Below are 18,260 nucleotides of genomic sequence, written 5' to 3'. Positions count from 1 at the left end.
GCGCCGCCGGGTGAAAACGCTTTTCAGAAGTACTTCAGCCAGGTGATGTCGCGGCGGCGCGCTTTCAGGCGAGCGAACGCGCGCACCGGCAGGTACAGCGAAACCGCCAGTACCGCTGCACCCAGCCACACCGCCGCGATGCCGTCGAAGCCGAAATAGTCGCCATGGTTGAGGCCGAACAGCGCCACGCAGGCCAGGTACAGCAGCTTCAGCACGTACAGGTGCAACAGGTAGAAGAACATCGGGGCTGCGCCGAACACTGCCAGCGCGCTGATCCAGCGGGCCTGGCCAGCACGCTCGAAGGCGCGCAGTAACAGCAGGCCGCAGCCCAGGGTCAGGGCCAGGAACAGCAGTGACGGTGGGTATTTGGTGATGTTGAAGAAGCTCATCACGGTTTGGGTCAGGGTCGGGTAACCGCTCCACGGCGCCTCGCCATAGCCGTTGAACAGGCGCAACACGACAAAGCCCAGCAACGCGATCAGCCCAGCCTGCAGCAGGCGCTGCTGGCGTTGGCCGGCCAGGCTGCCACGGGCGAACCAGGGGCCCATGCCATAACCCAGGGCGATGACGCCGATCCAAGGCAGCACCGGGTAAGACGTGCGCAGGCGCAGGTTTTCGGAGAACTCAAGCCAGCCACGGTCGTGCAGGATTGCCCATGGCACGTGCAGGGCAGACTCCACGCCAAAGTGCAGGCCGTCGAGCAGGTTGTGGCCGGCGACAATGACTGCGCCCAGGGCGAGCAGGGCGGCACGTGGCAGCCATACCAGCAGCGACAGGGCGATCATGCTGACGCCGATGGCCCAGATGACTTGCAGGTAGATGACGCTAGGGGGCAGCTGGAAGGTCCAGGCGAAGTTGACCAGGGTGAATTCCAGTACCACCAGGAACAGCCCGCGCTTGAACAGGAACGCCGAGACATCGCCACGGCCCTGGTGTTTTTCGCCGTACAGCCAGGCCGACAGGCCGGTCAGTAGAACGAACACTGGTGCGCAGAGGTGGGCCAGGGTGCGGCTGAAGAACAACGAAGGCTCTGTAGCGTCAATGGTCATCGGGTCGCTGACCTGGCGGTGCAAAAAGAACGTTTCGCGGACGTGGTCCAGAAGCATGAACAGAATCACCAGGCCGCGCAGGGCATCGATGCTCTGCAGACGCTGGGTGATCAAGGAGGGCGTGGCGCTGGCGCTTGTCATGGAGGGTCGCTGATAGGAATGGATGTCATGTGAAATGTTATCTTATAACTAGTTGGTTAGAAGTTGGTAGAGTTTTTTGCGTTGCCTGTGCCGGCCCCTTCGCGGGCTCGCCCGCTCCCACAGATACAACACAGTTTTCGATGACTGCGATATCTCTGTGGGAGCGGGCGAGCCCGCGAAGAGGCCGGCACAGGCAGGCTCAGATCAGAAGCTGTAATCCACCGTCGCAAAGTACGATCGTGGCATCCCCATCAACCACTGCTGCCCACTGAACGCCGACTGCACATATTCACGATCAAACAGGTTGTTCAACTGCAGCCCCAGCTTCACATCCGGCAGCACCTGCCAGGCGATGTTGGCATCGACCACGGTATAGCCGGGGGCACTTTGGGTATTGGCGGTATCGGCATAACGCTCATCTACGTAGCGCGCACCAATGCCGGCCTCTACCTGCTGGCCGAAGCCTTTGCTCAGCCACAGATTGGCGGTACGCCGTGGTACGTTGGCCGGCCGGTTGCCGGCACGGTCCTGCGCTACGCCGCCGACCATCTCGTCGAAATCGTCATACCTGGCGCGCACCAGCGACGCGTTGGCCGACACCTGCCACTGATGCGCCAATGCCAGTTCCAGGGTTGCCTCAAGGCCGTCGGACGTCTGCTGCCCAGCCTGTTGCTTCTCGTGGGTGATCGGGTCGTCCACCAGCAGCTTCTTCTTGACGATGTGGTAGGCGGCCAGCGTCCATTCGCCACGGCCTTCCCAGAAACGCTGCTTGAGGCCTACCTCGGTCTGCTTCGCCTCGGTCAGGTCATAGTGCATCTGGGTGGGGCTGAGGCTGATGAGGTTGTTGACCCCCTCCTGGCTGGTGGAGTACTGCCCGTATAGCGACAGGTCGTCGGTGACCGCGAACACCAGCCCGGCGCGCCAGTTGCCACCTTGCAGGCTGCGGTCGCTGCGGCTGTCGTTGGTCAGGTTGGTGCGGTCGATGTGGTTCTGGTCGCGGCGCACGCCGGTGACCAGCGACAGCCGGTCGCTCAGTTGCAAGCGGTTTTCGGCGAACAGGGCGAAGGTGTGGGTGCTGGACAAGGTTTGCGGCCGCAGTGGCGAGGCGCTGTGGAACCCGCCCGGTTGTGGTTGCCACGGGTCGATGAAATCACCGCCCACATCGTTGTAGGGCGCATTGCTGTCGACGTTGAAGCGGACCTTGTTGTATTCCGCGCCGACCACGGTCTTGCTGGCCAGGCCAAACAAGGAGTGGTCAAAGGTGAAGGTCTGGCGGTCACCGAACTGTTCCTGGTTGTGCTTGATTTCCAGGTAGCTGCCGCGCTGCAATTGCTGGCGCTCGGCGTCCCAGCTGTAGTCTTCGGCGTTGCGCCAGTGGCGGCGGCTCTTGATGTAGTACAGCTGGTTGCTGGCGCTGACGTGGTCGTTCAGCGTCCAGTCGGTGGTCAGCCGGGTCCACTCATCGACGTAGTGCTGCACGTCGTCCTGCACGTTGTAGTTTTTCTTGCGCAGGCTGCTGCGGTAGTGGCCGTCGATCAGCGGGGTACCGTAGTAGTTGGCAGGCTCTGCATCGCCACGGTCGTGGGCAAGGGTGAAGCTGAGGTCGTCACTGGCATCGAAACGCAGCGCGGCACTCAGGGCCAGGCTGCGCGAAGTAGTGCGGTCGACCCAGCCGTTGCCGGCCTGCTGGTTGAGGGTGAGGCGATAGCTCAGGCGCTCGCTGAGACTGCCGCCGCTGTCCAGGCCCAGCTGCTGGCGGTCCCACGACCCGTAGCCCAGACGCAGGTGGTTGCGCACCTCGCCGGCAAACGGTTTTTTCGGGATCACGTTGATCACCGCGCCGGTGGCGCCTTCGCCATGCAGTACCGAAGCCGGGCCGCGAATCACATCGATACGCTCGACCATCCACGGGTCCACCGGAAACGTCTGGGTGCCGGCACCGGTGTACAGGCGTGCGCCGTCGAACAGGGTCATCACCGAACTGTGGCCGGCAAAGCCGCGGGCGGACAGGCCTGTGCCGCCATCGCCGGGGGAGCCGACGAAGGTGATGCCCGGTGACCGCGTTACGGCATCCTGCACGGTGAGGTTGTTGCGCTGCTGAATCTGCTCGGCGCTGATGCTGCTGGTGCTGGCCGGTGTTTCCAGGGCACTGAGGCCGAGGCGCGAGCCTGCCTGGGTTGGCGTGGCCAAGTCGATGGCCCGGCTGTCGAGGGTGTCGGTGATGGCCGTGGAGGGCAAGGCCAGGGGTTGCGGGTCACGGTCATCGGCCAGGGCCGGCAGGGCGACGGCCAGGCAGGCCGCCAGGGGGTGAAGCTTGAACATACGGGACATGTCGTTCCACTGCTGCAGGAATGAATGGATCCCGGTGGAAAACACGCAAAGGCGAACCATGCAGGCAGGCGCGCGCACGGATTCCGGCCTGCGCCCGCCCACCGCGGGTTGCCAAGTGACGCTCCAGGCCGGTCTCCGGGCTTGCGAGGGGCATGAAACCTTCACCTTCCCATGCACATGCACAGTGGTATTTCGAAGGGTTCGCTCGCTTACCGTTGCGGGGGCAGCGCCGGACTTGTCGTGGGTACCACGACGCACCGGCTTCCCGTTTCACCCTGCGCGCGGCGGCGAAGGGCACCTGAAACTGGCGCGCATCTGACCACTGAAACGCTGGGGCGTCAAATGTTGGCGTGCCATGAATCCTTCGATAAAACACAAGGTTGCGGCTTTTTACTGATTTTTTTTCGAACTTTTTTGGCGACGTTTGTCTCGAACCGCACGTTCGCCTTTCGTTATCAAGTCATGGAGACTTCCCGCATGCCTGCTCGTCAACTGTTGCGCCACACCTGCCTGCTCGCCCTGATCGCCGCGCCGCTGGCCGCCACCGCCGCGCCTAGCACCGACCCGCTGTTCACACTGGGTCTGCAGGGCGCCTACGACAAGTTCAAGTTCGAAGGAGGCAGTGAAAGCGACAAGGAACACATGGGCCAAGGCGGCGTGTTCGCCACCTTTGGCAACAAGCTGACAGCCGAATCCGGTTTCATCTACCAGCTGGGCGCCGAAGCCAAATTCGGCAAGAAGAACGACAACAAGCTGAAGGAGGCCCAGGCCGACCTTGACCTTGGCTGGCGTGCGGCGCTGGACGCTCGCAACTTTGTCGACGTGACCGTGGGCGGCGGTTACAGCTGGTCGCGCTTCGAGCCCGAAATCAACGACCTCGATACCAAGCTCACCGTGAAATCGCCCTTTGCCAAGGCGGCGCTGGGCTACAACCACCAGTTCGACGCCTCGACCCTGCGGGTGGAAGTGGGCGCGCGCCATACCCTGGACGGCCGCGCGCGGCTGAAAGTGGACGACTTTGGCAGCGACACGGTCGACCTGAAAGACCGCACCAACCCGTACGCCGAAGTGACGTTGCTGATGAACCAGCAGGGTGATATGCCGGTGCAGGCCGGGGTTTACTACACCCGCACCGAATACAAGCTGGACGAAGATTCGCCAGTGGCAGACAACACCAAGCTCAAGCGTGACGAGTTTGGGGTGAAGGTGGGCTTGGCCTTCTGAAACTGAGCGTTTAGCAGGCCCGGCCTCTTCGCGGGTGAACCCGCTCCCACAGGGACCGCACAGCCTTTAGGTACTGCGCAGTACTTGTGGGAGCGGGCAAGCCCGCGAAGGGGCCGAACCTGCGAGAGAAGGTCAGCGCCCGCGACGCCGCGACACCCGCGCCTCGATGTTCTTGCGCCCGATCAGCAGCGGTGGTTTCTCCACCACCGGCTCATCCGCCAGCCACTTGTACATCACCAGGCAGTCCACCAGCCCCAGGCGGGCATGGCGGTAAGCCTTGGGCAGGCGGCCTACCGTTTCAAAGCCCAGCGTGTGCCACAGTGCTACCGCAACCTCATTGCTGGCCACCACCGAGTTGAATTGCAGGGCCAGAAAGCCCTCTTGGCGTGCCAGCTTCTGCGAGTGCTCGCACATCAGGCGCGCCACACCTCGGCCACGTGCCTGTTCGCACACCATGTAGCCGCAATTGCCCACGTGCGCGCCAGGCCCGGCGGCATTGGCCTTCAGGTAATAAGAACCCAACAGCTCGCCATCCTCTTCGGCCAGCAGCGTGTGCAATGGCAGCTCCAGCCACAGCTGGCGGGCCTGATCGATGCTCAGGGCCGGGTCGTAGGCGTAGGTTTCACGGGCCTGGACAATGGCCTGGAAGGTGGGCCAGAAGCGCTCGAAGTCTTCGGCTGTCATGGGGCGAATGTGGATCATGCGGGTTCCTGCAAGGGCTGGGCCGCCAAGTCTGTGGGGCGCGGCGCCGTCGCGCAAGGGCGACGACGCCGTTTGTGCCTAGCCGTTGGCGCTGCCTACCGCATCCATGGCCCGCGCCGAGTACACCAGCGCCGCACCGGCGTTCATCGCCACCGCTACGCCGAGGGCTTCGGCAATTTCCTCGCGGCTGGCACCGTGCTTGACCGCCTGCTGGGAATGCACGGCGATGCAGCCGTCGCAACGGGTGGTCACGGCCACGGCCAGTGAGATCAACTCACGCGTCTTGGCGTCGAGGTGGTTGGTCTTGGCTCCCGCACCGCTGGCGGTCATGTAACCGGCCACGGTGTCGGGGGAGAGTTGCTTGAGATCGCCGATGCCGGCCATCAACTGCTTACGGTAGGCGTCCCAGTCCATCATGCTCATCGTCTTCACCTTGTGGTGGTTGCGAGTGGAGCTTTCAGGCTAGTCGAAGAGTGACAAGAGCGAGGCTTGTACTTTGGTGGGTGGGCAGCAGTACTTGTGGGAGCAACAGTCTTGTTCAAACGCTAGGCTTTTGCGCGATCACTGTGGGAGCGGGCGTGCCCGCGAACACGGGCGAAGCCCGTGCCATCCACCGCGTCGTCTGCTTCGCGGGCAAGCCCGCGCCCACAAGTTGGACTGGGTGAGCATTCAGATGTAGATGAACACCAGCACCAGAGCCGCAACCACAGCCCACTTTTCCAGGTAGTAGCGCATGCGGTTGCGCTTTTTCAGCGCCTTGCCGCGTTCACGGATCTTGTAGATGCGGGTGAACAAGCGGTTGATACCGCCGGTCTTGTCGCCGTCACCGTTAGGCGCGGCGGCGGCGGCCATGACATTGCGGCTGAACCAGCGGTTGAACGCAGTTGCCCAGCGGTACTTGAGCGGGCGCTCGACGTCACAGAACAGGATGATGCGGTTGTGCTCGGTGGTGTTCGCCGCATAGTGGATGTAGGTTTCGTCGAAGACCACACCCTCGCCATCGCGCCAGGAATACTTCTCGCCGTCCACGTCGATGTAACAACCGTCGTCGTTGGGCGTGTCCAGGCCCAGGTGATAGCGGTACGAGCCGGCATACGGGTCACGGTGGCGCACCAGCTTGGCGCCCGGTGGCAGGGTGGCGAACATGGCGGCCTTGACCGTGCCGATGCCTTGCAGCAGCTCGGTGGTGCGGGGGCACAGGGCCATCGCCGATGGGTGGCTTTCGCCGTACCACTTCAGGTAGAAGCGCTTCCAGCCGGTCTTGAAGAACGAGTTGAAACCGACGTCATCGTAATTGTCGGACTTCTTGATTTCGCCCACGTGCAGCAACTGGCGGCCTTCCTCGCGGATTTCCTGCCAGTGGTCCTGCAGCGGCTTCAGTTCGGGGAAGGCTTCGACCGGCAAGTAAGGCTTGGCCGGGAGCTTGGAAAACAGGTACAGGAAACTGTTGATCGGGGCCAGGAAGCTGGAGTGGTCGCCCAGCTGGCGGGTCAACTTGTGGCGAACCCGACCGCGCAGGTGCACGTAGGCAATCGAGAGGGCGAAGATAAGTACGAGTGCAATTTTCATGGACGTTTACTTGTCGAAAAATGGCCATGCGCCATGGCATAAGCCCGCCAGCATAAACAATCATGGGGGTAGTTTGTACTTATTGTTACGAAACGCCGCGGCAACATTGGTGTAATGCCCTACAGTCTTGCGCAAACGTTTCACGTCATGGAGTTGGTATGGTTCAGGATATACGCCCCAGCGGTAGCCCGTTCAAACGGCTGTTTTTCGCCTTGCCGGTCAGCGATGCCCAGCGCCGGGCCTTGGCCCAGTGGCGGCGTGGGCTGGGCCTGCGCAGCGGCAAACCGGTGCCGGCGGCCAACTTCCACGTCACGCTGTTGTTCCTCGGCGATGTGGATACCGCCCAGGTGCCTGCGATCTGTGCGGCAGTCGATCAACTGGCGCTGCCGGCCATGGCACCGCGGCTGTTGCTTGACCGGTTGCAGGTGTGGCAGCGGGCCGGCGCGCTGGTACTGGAGCCACAGCAGACACCGCCAGCCCTGTTGCAACTGGTGTACGGCTTGCAGCAGGCACTGTTGCCGTTGGGGGTGGAGGCGGCCAACCGTGAATATCGGCCACACTTGACCCTGTCCAGGGATTACCGCGGGCAACCACCCGAGGCCAGCAGCGCGCCGGAGTTCTACCTCTCCGCGCGCCACTTCACGCTTTACGAGTCGCGCAAGGGCGCTTACCGGCCCTTGGCGCAGTGGCCGCTGGCAGACTGACCCGGGGTCAGAGTTGCGGGGTGTACTTGACCGTCAGCATGAAGTTGCGTGGCTCGCCATAGTTGTTGCTGCCATTGAGCTGGTTGAAGCCTGCAACCCAGTACTTCTTGTCGAACAGGTTGTTGGCGTTGACGGCAAGGTTCACGTCGGGGGTTAGCTGGTACGCCAGGCGTGCGCTCCACACGGTATAGCCAGGCACGGTGTAGGTACGTTCGTAGCCGAGGGTGTGGCTCTGGGTGGTGAAACCCAGGCCGGTGCTCCAGCGCTGGCCGTTCAGGGGCAGGGTGTAATCGGCCCATGCACGCAGCATGTGCTTGGGTGTCCACTGGCTGAAGGTGCGGCCTTTCTCGTCAGGGTCATCGAGGAACTTGGTGGTGTTGTAGGTGTAGCCTGCGAACAGTTGCAGGCCACTCAGCACTTCGCCGCTGATTTCGGCTTCAACGCCTTGGCTGCGCACCTTGCCCGCTGCGGTGGAGCAGTACCAGTCATCGCAAGCGAAGCCCGAGGCTACGTCGGTGACGGCGCGGTTTTCCTGGTCGTAGCGGAACAATGCGATCGAGGCATTGACCCGGCCGTCGAGCAGTTCGCCCTTCAAGCCCGTTTCGTAGTTGCTGCCGATCACCGGTTTGAGTGGCGCATTGCCCACGGCGCGTTCGGTTTGCGGTACGAACACGTCGGTGTAGCTGGCGTACCAGGCCCATTCGCGGGTCAAGTCGTAGATAAAGCCGGCATAAGGGGTGACTTGGCCCGTTTCGGTCATGCGGCTGGTGGGGTAGCGGGTACCGGGGTCGGTCAGGCTGTCGAAGTCGATCGAGTCCCAGCTGTAGTCGAACCAGCTAACGCGCGAGCCAAGGACCAACGTCAGGTCCTGGGTGGGTTTGACGCGCCAGGCGCCGTACAGGCCTTTCTGGCGGATGTCGTAGCTGGCCCTGTTGGCACGTGCCAGTTCGCCGTCGAAGACGCTGTCGCGGCTGGGTTCCGGGCGGTCATGGTCGATGTCGAAGATGTTGCCGCCGGCATCGAAATTGCGCCAGTAGGCGTCATCCGAGGTCAGCTTCGAGTAGTTGCCGCCCACGGTGATTTCATGGGCCAGTGGGCCGGTATCGAAGTGGCCCACCACGTTCATGTCCAGGCCCAGCTTGGTCGAGTGAAAATCGGTGAGCCAGTCGGCGTAGGTGATGCCGCTGCCGTCAGGCGCAACGCCCTGGCGGGTGCTCTGCACGCGCTGGTGGGTGGATGTGTTGGTTTCATCCATGCGCACGGCTGCGGCCTTGAAGGTCCAGTCATCGTTGAAGCGGTGTTCAAGGTCCAGGTAGTACGTGGTGACGTCGGTTTCTGCGCGGCTCCAGCGGGCGCCGGTGTAAGTCGAACGCGGCAGGTCGACCGGTTTGCCACTGGCGTAGCGTGGGAGGCCGCGCAGCATCGGCCGGGACTGCTGGCGGTTGTAGCTGATACCGCCCCCCACCGTGGTCGCGTCGTTCAGGTCGATGTCCAGGGCGCCATACAACGAATGGCTTTTGCTCCAGACATAGTCGATGAAGCTGTCGCTTTGGTCTTCGTCAGCGACAAGCCGCCCGCGCACACGGCCGTCAGTCGTCAGCGGGCCGCCTGCATCCAGCTGCAGGCCATAGTGGTCCCAGGAGCCAGCTTTGCCTGTCAGCGTAACGGTCGGCGCCGTTTGGCCCCGCTTGCGCACCAGGTTGATTGCGCCACCTGGGCTGCCGGTGCCTTGCAACAGGCCCGAAGCACCGCGCAGCACTTCCACCCGGTCGAAGAACACCAGGTCCTGGGTGGCCCAGTTGCCCAGCGAATAGTTGTTTCGCGGAATCGGCACGCCGTCGTACTGCCAGTCATCAATCTGAAAACCACGCGAGGTCACGACCACGCCAGGGCCAATGCCCTGCGCGCCGACAATGCCCGTGGTGTGGTTAAGCGCGTCCTGCAAGTCGGTGATGCCCTGGTCATCCAGTTGTTTGCGGGTGATGACGGTGACCGACTGGGGAATCTCCTTCAGGGTATGCGTGCCTTTGCCCAGGGTCACCGCGCGGGCGGCATACGACCCGGTGCCTTCGCTGGTTGCGTCCACATAGTTGTCGGTGATGCTGGTGCTGCCCAGCTCCATGACGTCGCTGCCCAGGTTGCCGGGCGCCACACTGAAATGGCCCTCGGCGGAAACCCGCAACTGCAAGCCGCTACCGGCCAGCGCAGCTTGCATGGCCTGCTCGGCACTCATCTGGCCGACCACGGCAGGTGCCTGCTTGCCGCGCACCAATGCTGGCTCCAGCGCAATGATGTGGCCGCTCTGGCTGGCGATACGGTTGAGCGTGTGCGCCAGGCTGGCGGGTGGGAGGTCGAACACTTGGGTTTGCGCCTGGGCAAGCACGTTGAAGCTGGCCAGGGCAGCGACCAGGGGCAGGGCGCGGGGCAAGGGGTTGTACACGGATTACTCCCGAATGAAGTGGCTGTCAGGAGGTATGTGGGACGAGCAAAGAAAACTTGCCACGATTGCGAATGATTTTGATAAATATTTTTATCAAACCGTTTTCAGGTCGATCAACATCAGCCACGGGCCATAGCGCTCCACGCTGATTGGAAGGGCCTCGGCCAACGCCTTGAACGCCTGCTGTGGCTGGTCCAGAGGAAATACGCCTTGCACCCGCAGGTCGCGTGCCGCGGGGGCGAGCCGGATGTAGCCGCGCTGGTAGGGGCGCAGCGCGTCGATCACCCCATGCAGCGGCGCGTCGAGGACTTCCAGGCGGCCCTCCAGCCATGCAGCACGTTGCTGTTGCTCGCCTGTCAGCCGCTCGATGGTGTTGTTGCGTAGCAGGGCAGCCTGCCCTTGCTGCAGCTCCGCCCACTGCCCATCGGCGAGACTGGCGCGGACACTGTGCTGCAGTACCACGACACGTGTGGCGTCCTGCTCCTGGCTGACCAGAAACCGCGTTCCCAACGCCTGCACTTGGCCCTGCGCGGTGCGCACGCGCAAGGGCCGCAGCGGATCGCGCGCAACCTGGATCAGCAACTCGCCGTGACGCAGCACCAGAAGGCGCTGCCCGGCATCGAACTGCACGTCGACCGCACTGGCGCTGTTCAGGCTCAGGCGGCTGCCGTCTGCCAAGGTAAAGCTGCGCCGCTCGCCACGGCCCGTGTGCAAATCGGCCAGCCAGCCTTGGGTGGTGTCGCTGCGCCATCCACCCCACAGCGCCGCGCCGAACAGCCCCAGACTGGCCATGGCGCCAAGTACATCACGCCGTGAGCGAGTAGGCTGCATCAGCAATCGGCGTGCCTCTGCTGCTTGGCCAGGGGCCCGCTGATCCAGGGCGAGCAACGCGGCGAACGGATGGCCAAGGCGTTGCTCCAGGCGGTTCCAGGCCTGTTGGTGAGCGGGGTCTTGCTGCAGCCACAGCCTGACCCGTTGCAGCAGCGCCGGGTCAGGCGCAGCGGCCCTGAGCTCGACCATCCAGTCGATGGCCTGCTCGCTGACCCGGTCCAGGGCAGGCCTGCTCATGCCTGCACCTCGCACAGGTAACATTGGCGCAGCGCCTGTTTCATGTAGCGGCTGACAGAGCGTTCGCTGATCTGCAGCTTTGCCGCGATGTCGGCGTAGTGCATGCCGTCGAGCTGGCTGTAGAGGAAGGTGGCTTTGACGACTGACGGCAAGCCGTCCAGCGCCTGATCGATGCTCACCAGGGCTTCGATCAGCAGCAGTTGCTCCTCGGCCGATGGTGCTACGGCCTCCGGCAGCCGCGCCAGGTGTTCCAGATAGGCCTGCTCGAGCTGGCGACGGCGATGGCGGTCGAAGATCAGCCGACGGGCGATGACGGTGAGGTAGGCGCGAGGCTGCTGGATGCTGTCTGGGTCGACACGTGCGCCGAGCATCTGGCAGAACGTTTCGGCGGCAGTGTCCTCGGCGTCGGCATGGTTGCGCAGGCGTTTCTGGATGTGCTGGAGCAACCAGCGATGGTGGTCGCTGAAGAAGAATCCCAGTTTACGGGTGGATGTGCTGTCCAACGCCTGGCTTCCGGTTGTGAGTGTGAATCGTTCTCAATGGTAGCCGGGTCGTCTGATTTCCTGCAATGGGGTGCGTGCAGAACTGTAGGCGCGCGCCGGATTTGGCACCGCCGAGCGCGCTCTTTGGCACTCGACACCCGGCGCGACTTGGCGCGCTCTTTGGCATCAGATCTCAGGCGGTCCGCTGCCACATGTACGCGACGAGGTACGGCTGCATGTTGTTGTGAGCCTGCCCCCCACCGATCTCACCAGAGGGAGGGGGATTGCTCATGGTGGAAGTAGTTACGTCATCGCCAGATGCGTACTGATAAGAGCCGCCAGAAGCCGGAACGGTCGTACCCTGAGGGGTGGTGTGGGCGTGCGCCGGAATCTCGCTTACGGTGAGCTGATGGCTGTATTCACCGCCTGTTGAGCCCGCCGTGAAGGCTTTCACCTCACCTCGGCTGTCAGTACCACTACCTGCACCCAACAGCACGCGCCCAGCCCCCAGCGGTGCCCAGGTACCAAAGCCGAAGATGACTGCCGGGTTCTGGCTGTTCGACATGTTCATGTAGACCGAGCCCACCGGGTACACCACAGCCAGCATCTCTGCCTTGTTGCCCGTGTTGTACGTGGTCTTGTCGCCGTTCAACGTCAAGCCACCAGGCAATACCACAGACCCGGTGCTCTTCTTCACGCGCAGCAGCTCAACACCATCAACCAGCATGACTAGGTCCGAGCTGTCGGAGCCTGTCCCACCAACTGTGAATAGTCCAGTGTCGCCATCTGCGCCGAACGAATAGCCCTGAACACTGGCATTACCACCAGAGGGCAAGCCTTTAGGTGCACGAATGCCACCGGAGACCTTTAACAGACCAGAAAGCTCATCACCGGCCAGCTTTACGAAGGCGCTGCCTGCCTGAGAAATGAGGTGCTGTATAGCCTGTAGCACCTGAGAGCGATCTTCAGCATCAAGCTCGATGCTTGCGCCCTGAACGACCGCGATCAGCTCGGCCTGGATGAGATTTAGGTACTCGGCCATGATCGGAGTTGGCGGAACCCCACCAGCCTGAGTGCCATAGCGGAATTCTCCGCTCGGCGTGCATAGATCAGTGAATGCGGAAACTTTGTCCATTAGCTTGTTCCTGTAAGAACGCAAAGCCGCTTGCCTCCCTCTTGTCGAGCAAAGCAAGCGGCATGGAGTTGCGCTTAAACGACAATACCGCGACGGGCGAGATACGCTCGGTGATCGGCCACCGTCGCCTGAATCTCAGCCTCGGTGAGTACCACGTTATGAGCCTGGAAGATGGCCACGTCACAGGCACCAAGCAGACCGGTTTGGCCGCTACCGATTCGCACTTTTCCTAATGCCAAGCGACGAGGTCGACCTGCCGGGGCAATGGTCTGGGAAAGGCCAGTGGTAAAGTCACGAATAGTGGTGCCGGCCGCGCTAACCTGGAGCATATAAAGCCCCCACTTACTCGCAACTGTCCGGGTTACACCGGAAACGATGTTGGTATTGTCCGCCGCGTCAACGCCAAAACCTGCGGTACCAGTGATGCGGTTGAGACCCGAAAGATAGAGGCTTACACCCCACGCTACTCCACCGTCGATATTGAAGCCTTGATAGTTGCCGAAGAACATCGGCCGATCCGCTGCAACGGAGCCATCGACCGCAGTTCGAGCCGCGACGAAGATAGTCATATTCTCGGTTTCGGCGACGGCGGTCTCAATGCAGTCAACTGTACCCTTGCAACTTAGGAAACCAGACGAGGCCACAGGAGCGCCGACGATCTTGCCCTGCTCTTTGTCCTTGCCTGGCGCGTAGTTCTTCGCAGCCTTTGCGGGAGTAGTGTTCAGGAAGTGAATCGCTTCCAGACCACGTCGGACAGGCGCCGAATACTCAGAAGCGAATTGCTCCGCATCGATCCCTTTTGCAACCAAACGAACGCCGCTCATTTATAGATCCTCAATTAGAAACCAGTCTTTCTGTCGTACTGGAACATGACGCATGGGTTATGCAGAGCAAACGTATTGCCAAGCGGTGAAGTAGCTGTATCAAACAGTCCATGGGTGTCGCGCAAATTGCCTCGGGCACCACTCACAGGGCCAGAGCCTTTGAGATCGCCCTGACGCCCCCGTGCGTAACTAACAACGCCGTTCGGCCCTATTGCTTCGGCCAAGGTGAGACGGACCGTATCGCGACCGATAACAGCCACATTGGCAATGGCACCTTCTTTCAGCACTGCGCCATCGCGAATGTCGAAACCGAAGTTAGGAGCCATTGCCGCCAAACTATCGTCAAGCACCAGATCACCACCAGGCACATGAAACTTGATGTCGATGTGATCCGATTGCCAGTCTACGGAAACCGGCTCCAGTGGACGCCACTTGCCTGAGCGGCGAATCATCGTTTCGTACATCGCCCTACTGCGATACTCACCGAGAAGCCAAGCCGCTTCGTTAGTCAGATGCAGCAAGTCACTGCCTGTCGGGAGGATGTAAGCGGGCACCGCCATCACCACATCCTCTCGCTGACGGCTGAGACGCCATTGAGCCAGCGCGATACTCATGTGGTCCAGATCGTACTTGCGATGCGCCGCCACTTGATAAGTGAATAGGTACGGGCGGAACTTCTGCCCGGTAATGTCCACTACTTCGCGAGTCAGCTGATCAAAAATGTTCATCATGTACTGGGTGTACTGATACGCCGACTTGGTAGAACCCAGTGTGTAGTTACTTTCGCCCTGATCCCAAGTGTAGGCCCACACGGAATGGGTTTTTCCAGCAGCCAGAGCCGTCGCATTAACGTCTTTGACCATCTGAATCATTTTTTCATAATAGCCCTCACCCAAGGGTGCTGGCGATAGTTCCTCTACCGACTTTCCACCACGGCCGCATGCCGTGCCAACAATTGTCCAGTCGGCTATAAGCTCACCATCCGCTGTAGCGCGGCGAACCAAACCATTGCAAAGTCCGGAAACCGGTGTTTCGCCCCGAGCGCCATTGTCCTTTTCGACAAGAGGCACCAGTCTGTTGGCCACATAGCCTGGCTCACCTGGTCGGACGTTCACACCACCAGCGAGCATCAAGTTTCCATACTCTTGGACAGTCGAGACTGATGGTTTAGCGTTTTGACCATCAGATAGAGATTGCCCGTAGTTCAAAACTTGAATGTAGCCCGTCCTCACTTGGCGATTAATCTCGACCGCCATAGGGGTAGGCACTAACTGCTGACCACCCTCTACCGGCAGGCCGAAATAGGTCTTGTCACCACCGATCCGAGCCAAGATGAAGTTATTTTGATCACACCACTCCATGCCCGGAACAGGAATGGCTTGAGGCACTAGACCGTTGATATTGCTCTCACCCAGGCCAACCCGAGCGAACAAGAAATTATTGGAGTCGGATAACTCCAGACCATCACCAACGGTTTTGATCTGGCATGCCGGAAGGTCGAACGTCCCGTCAACCAGCATCTGCATCAAAATAAACTTGAGATTATCCACCATTTCGAAGGGATTAATGGCGTCGTCACCTGCGCTGGAAATCAATTCCTTAACTCCAGATACGGACGACTCTGCTGTGACTAGGCGGCCATCCAGTGCGTTAACGAACGCAGCGCTTGGATCATCAACGATGTGAATCGAGCTGGTAGCACTCAAGCGTCGGTACAGTGACCGGCTGATTGACGCTGGATTAGTGCTCTTCACGTAGAAGTACACGCCATCAGCGACCGCCAGTCGGCCCTCTTCTTCGGTGTTGTGAATCTTCCCGTCAGCCATTTGAGCACTGAGTTGCCCAACTGCATCGGGAATAGCTTCACTGTACAACCGCGCCTGTTTTGCCAAGGTAGGCACTGGCCCAGACTCGGTATTTACGTCGGTCTGGTCATCGCCATTGATGTACTTGTGCTGCTGCGCCGCGGCAGCGGTAGACTTCGAGGCGGCTGCCGACAAGTCACCGGCATATGCCTTCAGCGATTCAAGGTCAGACATTGTTGTCACTCAAACTAGATGGGGTTACGTAATTAATGGTGCCGAAAATTTGATCCACCGCTGCAGCCACCTGGGCGACCACTTCTTTCCCATAGCCAAACACCACCTCAGTGTTGGCTGGCCGGCGCTCAGTAATCCGCTGTTCCATGGGCGTGTTGAAGTAGTTGCCAAGCGGAGCATTCACACGCCACGTATAGGGCCAGTCACCCGAATACATCGGGGCTCCGGTGCTCAGCCCGCCAGCGACCGGAACGCGGAAAGTTTCAATATCCACAGGCACCCCAAACAGCGAGGCGAGACGAACGAAATATGGAATGGATTGACCCCCCATATCGCTCATGGCCGCAAGAACCGCTTGAACGCGCTGCTCTTGCGTCGCACCAGGTGCAGGGGTGATTCCGTAGACGCGCTCCCAATCGGATATGTAGGAGCCAGCAGATTCAGGGAATATCGCCGCCTCAACCCCCTCAAGTTGCTCAAGCGCCCCTTGCAGAGCATTCGCCTCGGCAGTCATTTGGGCAGACAGTAGTTTCCCGTTGGGATCGTAAGAAACCGGAGGAAGTAAGGATTGCAGTTGTTCAAATACCTTGTCCGTCATGCGGCGTCCTCCAGTAATTGAAGTTCGACCGAGCCGAACCGAGCCCACTTGACCAAAAGCGGATCAGCGTCAGTTACAACGTTGCCGACAGGCGACAGGATCTTGAGGTCGATAACACCGCCAAGCGCGCTGATTGCCGCAGTCAGGCGGATGAGGTAAAGCGTCTCCAGCGGAACCACTGGAGCAATAGCCTGTTTGCAGGCGTCCTCAATCGGCTCTTGCAGGGCCTCCAAGGTGTAACTTGGAGCAGGTTTAACCTTCGCACTTAGGTGCACTTCTACGATTGCGGGTGTGAATACCCAGATGTCGGCCCCGGCCGGCGCAACGCCTTCGATATAGGTTTGGCATGCCGCTATGACAGCCTCGGACGATGCCCCGCCCGACGAGGTGATCACTACGTCGATAGCATTGCCGCCCCGGCGTTTCGGCAGAATCAAGGCTGTCGAAACGCCATTGACCGACATAGCCCAGCGTCGATAGTCGGCAACATTCCCGCCGCTTGGGGGATTGCGCATCACGTCCAGGAGACGAGCCAGAAGGCTCTCGGGGCTTTCGTCATCGGTGCCGCCGACGGTTTCGGCCAGTACGCAAGCGCTGTCGACATTGAGCGGCGGACTGATGAACGTACAGGCGCCCTCAAGGCCGTTAAGGGCAGATCCGGTCTCCACGGATGCCACAGGCACGCTGATGACCCCTGCTAAGGGAATGATCACCGTTGATGTGGTGGTGAATACCTGACCTGTGGCTGTATGCCTGACTTGGAGGCCAGCCAAAACCTCAGCAGTTGGTGATCCGGCTACGGTCAGCTCGCTACCAGAAGAGGTAGCCGACTTTTGGTAGACATCGCGTGTCGCAGCATGCCGCTTGAGCTCTTCGAAATCAGCGCTGTCAGGGAAGATTTGACGCGCCGTCCAGGCGGCCTGCTGGTGAATGCCTTCGGCAATGGCGGACACCGAGCTGGCCCGGACGTGGTTATCGCTGTCAGACGTGATATCAGCGTCAGGCAACTGGGAACGAATGTCCCGCAGCATCCGCGAACGGATTGCATCAAATGGGGGGGCTTCGTATGGCATCAGATCACACTCACCAAGTGCTCGAAAGTCTGGCGGCCGGCCGGGGCATACACCTCAACCAGGAGCCTCAGCCAGCCGTTGTGAGGTTGCTCAGCAGTCACCTCCACCGAAGTCGCACGGCCGTCGTCAATCAGGCCTTTGAGGGCTTGCTGGGCGTACTGAATAGCGAGCGAGCCTACCCGCGACTTGTCCTTCTCGCGCTTCAGCTCGTGCAGCCGTGAGCCCAGCGTCGGATCGGCCCAGTAGCTGCCGAGCGGAGTCATCAAACGGAGGTAGACGGCAGTGGCCAGCGTCGTAATCCGCTGGCCATCCAAGTCGCCTGTAGTGGGGTTTATGCTTGCGTCCATAGAGAGGCAGGTTGCCTCGCGCACGCGGACTTCGGTATTTCCGGCCCATTACAGGTTCTTGCATGGGCCGGAAATAGAGGGAGGGTTACTGCTGTGGGTCGGGGGTTGGGCTGTTGCCGTGCTTGTGCCCGTTATAAATCTCGCGGTCGGCCTGCATGCTGCGGACCTGGTCAATCACCTCCGCAGCTGACTGGATGTTGCCTTTTGCCTTGACCTCACCAGTCGTCTCGATCAGCGGCGTTTCGAATCGAACCTTTGTGCTGGCCTTGACCAGGAGCGTATCCGTTTCGACCTCGATCACCCGGCCGCGCTTAAGATGAACGTGGTCGCCTTCGTCGGTGTAGATGGCCACCTCACCATCCTTTACCTTCAGCCTATACCGGGCGTCCTCGGTGGCGATCACGACCACATGTTTGCTGTTGCCACCAATGGGTAGAGCAATGAATTCGGCGCCGGCCAGAGGCCCGGAGGTGAAGCCGTAGTGCTGAGCCAGCTCGCCTACCACAGTCTCACCAGCCAGGCCCTGCATCTGGA

17 protein-coding genes and 1 riboswitch are annotated in these 18,260 nt (G+C 61.0%); of the genes, 2 read left to right on the top strand and 15 right to left on the bottom strand.

The features are described from left to right. Positions 1–23 precede the first annotated feature (23 nt). Positions 24–1,190: a DUF1624 domain-containing protein gene (locus N805_RS12420; protein WP_028613492.1), complete on the bottom strand. Its 1,167-nt coding sequence runs from the start codon at positions 1,188–1,190 to the stop codon at positions 24–26. A 204-nt stretch (positions 1,191–1,394) separates the two neighbouring features. Beyond that, the gene (locus N805_RS12415) at positions 1,395–3,521 is read right to left on the bottom strand and encodes a TonB-dependent receptor (protein WP_028613493.1); all 2,127 of its coding nucleotides are present in this window, start codon (positions 3,519–3,521) and stop codon (positions 1,395–1,397) included. Positions 3,522–3,629: 108 nt separating this feature from the next. Beyond that, positions 3,630–3,838, bottom strand: a riboswitch (cobalamin riboswitch). Positions 3,839–3,998: 160 nt separating this feature from the next. Between N805_RS12415 and N805_RS12410 the strand changes: the two genes are divergently transcribed. Further along, entirely contained in the window at positions 3,999–4,745 is a 747-nt protein-coding gene (locus tag N805_RS12410) for an outer membrane beta-barrel protein (RefSeq protein ID WP_019473754.1), read from the top strand. Between the two features lie 132 nt (positions 4,746–4,877). Here N805_RS12410 and N805_RS12405 read toward each other — a convergent pair whose 3' ends face one another. The 3 genes from N805_RS12405 to lpxO all read right to left on the bottom strand — a co-directional run bounded on the left by N805_RS12405 (position 4,878) and on the right by lpxO (position 7,016). Then, positions 4,878–5,447, bottom strand: a complete 570-nt coding sequence (locus N805_RS12405; RefSeq protein WP_019470898.1) for a GNAT family N-acetyltransferase — start codon at positions 5,445–5,447, stop codon at positions 4,878–4,880. 78 nt (positions 5,448–5,525) lie between these two features. Further along, complete coding sequence (locus N805_RS12400) at positions 5,526–5,870, bottom strand: carboxymuconolactone decarboxylase family protein (protein ID WP_019470899.1); 345 nt, start codon at positions 5,868–5,870, stop codon at positions 5,526–5,528. Positions 5,871–6,116: 246 nt separating this feature from the next. Further along, the gene (lpxO, locus tag N805_RS12395; protein ID WP_019470900.1) at positions 6,117–7,016 is read right to left on the bottom strand and encodes a lipid A hydroxylase LpxO; all 900 of its coding nucleotides are present in this window, start codon (positions 7,014–7,016) and stop codon (positions 6,117–6,119) included. A 158-nt stretch (positions 7,017–7,174) separates the two neighbouring features. Between lpxO and thpR the strand changes: the two genes are divergently transcribed. Next, positions 7,175–7,720, top strand: coding sequence for an RNA 2',3'-cyclic phosphodiesterase (gene thpR, locus N805_RS12390; protein ID WP_019470901.1), 546 nt, complete (start codon positions 7,175–7,177; stop codon positions 7,718–7,720). Between the two features lie 7 nt (positions 7,721–7,727). Here thpR and N805_RS12385 read toward each other — a convergent pair whose 3' ends face one another. From N805_RS12385 to N805_RS12340, 10 genes are all read right to left on the bottom strand, one after another. Next, complete coding sequence (locus N805_RS12385; protein WP_019470902.1) at positions 7,728–10,160, bottom strand: TonB-dependent siderophore receptor; 2,433 nt, start codon at positions 10,158–10,160, stop codon at positions 7,728–7,730. Positions 10,161–10,253: 93 nt separating this feature from the next. Continuing rightward, entirely contained in the window at positions 10,254–11,228 is a 975-nt protein-coding gene (locus N805_RS12380) for a FecR family protein (RefSeq protein ID WP_019470903.1), read from the bottom strand. Beyond that, positions 11,225–11,731 carry a sigma-70 family RNA polymerase sigma factor gene (locus N805_RS12375; RefSeq protein WP_019470904.1) on the bottom strand — a complete coding sequence of 169 codons (507 nt, stop codon included), beginning with the start codon at positions 11,729–11,731 and terminating at the stop codon, positions 11,225–11,227. The genes N805_RS12380 and N805_RS12375 overlap by 4 nt, the downstream gene beginning before the upstream one ends. 172 nt (positions 11,732–11,903) lie before the next feature. Continuing rightward, positions 11,904–12,845 (bottom strand): phage baseplate protein, encoded by a 942-nt coding sequence (locus tag N805_RS12370; protein WP_019470905.1) that lies wholly within the window; start codon positions 12,843–12,845, stop codon positions 11,904–11,906. 74 nt (positions 12,846–12,919) lie between these two features. Next, positions 12,920–13,669, bottom strand: a complete 750-nt coding sequence (locus tag N805_RS12365; RefSeq protein ID WP_019470906.1) for a hypothetical protein — start codon at positions 13,667–13,669, stop codon at positions 12,920–12,922. Between the two features lie 14 nt (positions 13,670–13,683). Next, on the bottom strand, positions 13,684–15,708 hold the full coding sequence (locus N805_RS12360) for a sialate O-acetylesterase (RefSeq protein ID WP_019470907.1): 2,025 nt from the start codon (positions 15,706–15,708) through the stop codon (positions 13,684–13,686). Continuing rightward, entirely contained in the window at positions 15,701–16,306 is a 606-nt protein-coding gene (locus N805_RS12355; protein WP_019470908.1) for a putative phage tail protein, read from the bottom strand. Before N805_RS12355 ends, N805_RS12360 begins: the two co-directional genes overlap by 8 nt. Continuing rightward, positions 16,303–17,379 (bottom strand): baseplate J/gp47 family protein, encoded by a 1,077-nt coding sequence (locus N805_RS12350; RefSeq protein ID WP_026034402.1) that lies wholly within the window; start codon positions 17,377–17,379, stop codon positions 16,303–16,305. The genes N805_RS12355 and N805_RS12350 overlap by 4 nt, the downstream gene beginning before the upstream one ends. Then, positions 17,379–17,750 carry a phage GP46 family protein gene (locus N805_RS12345; RefSeq protein ID WP_230685719.1) on the bottom strand — a complete coding sequence of 124 codons (372 nt, stop codon included), beginning with the start codon at positions 17,748–17,750 and terminating at the stop codon, positions 17,379–17,381. Before N805_RS12345 ends, N805_RS12350 begins: the two co-directional genes overlap by 1 nt. Before the next feature lie 61 nt (positions 17,751–17,811). Next, a complete protein-coding gene (locus tag N805_RS12340; protein WP_230685718.1) occupies positions 17,812–18,255 on the bottom strand; it encodes a phage baseplate assembly protein domain-containing protein in 444 nt (147 codons plus the stop codon). Positions 18,256–18,260 lie beyond the last annotated feature (5 nt).

It is taken from the genome of Pseudomonas putida S13.1.2, from assembly GCF_000498395.2.
Lineage (GTDB): Bacteria > Pseudomonadota > Gammaproteobacteria > Pseudomonadales > Pseudomonadaceae > Aquipseudomonas > Aquipseudomonas putida_Q.
This window is presented reverse-complemented; position numbering and strand designations above follow the sequence as displayed.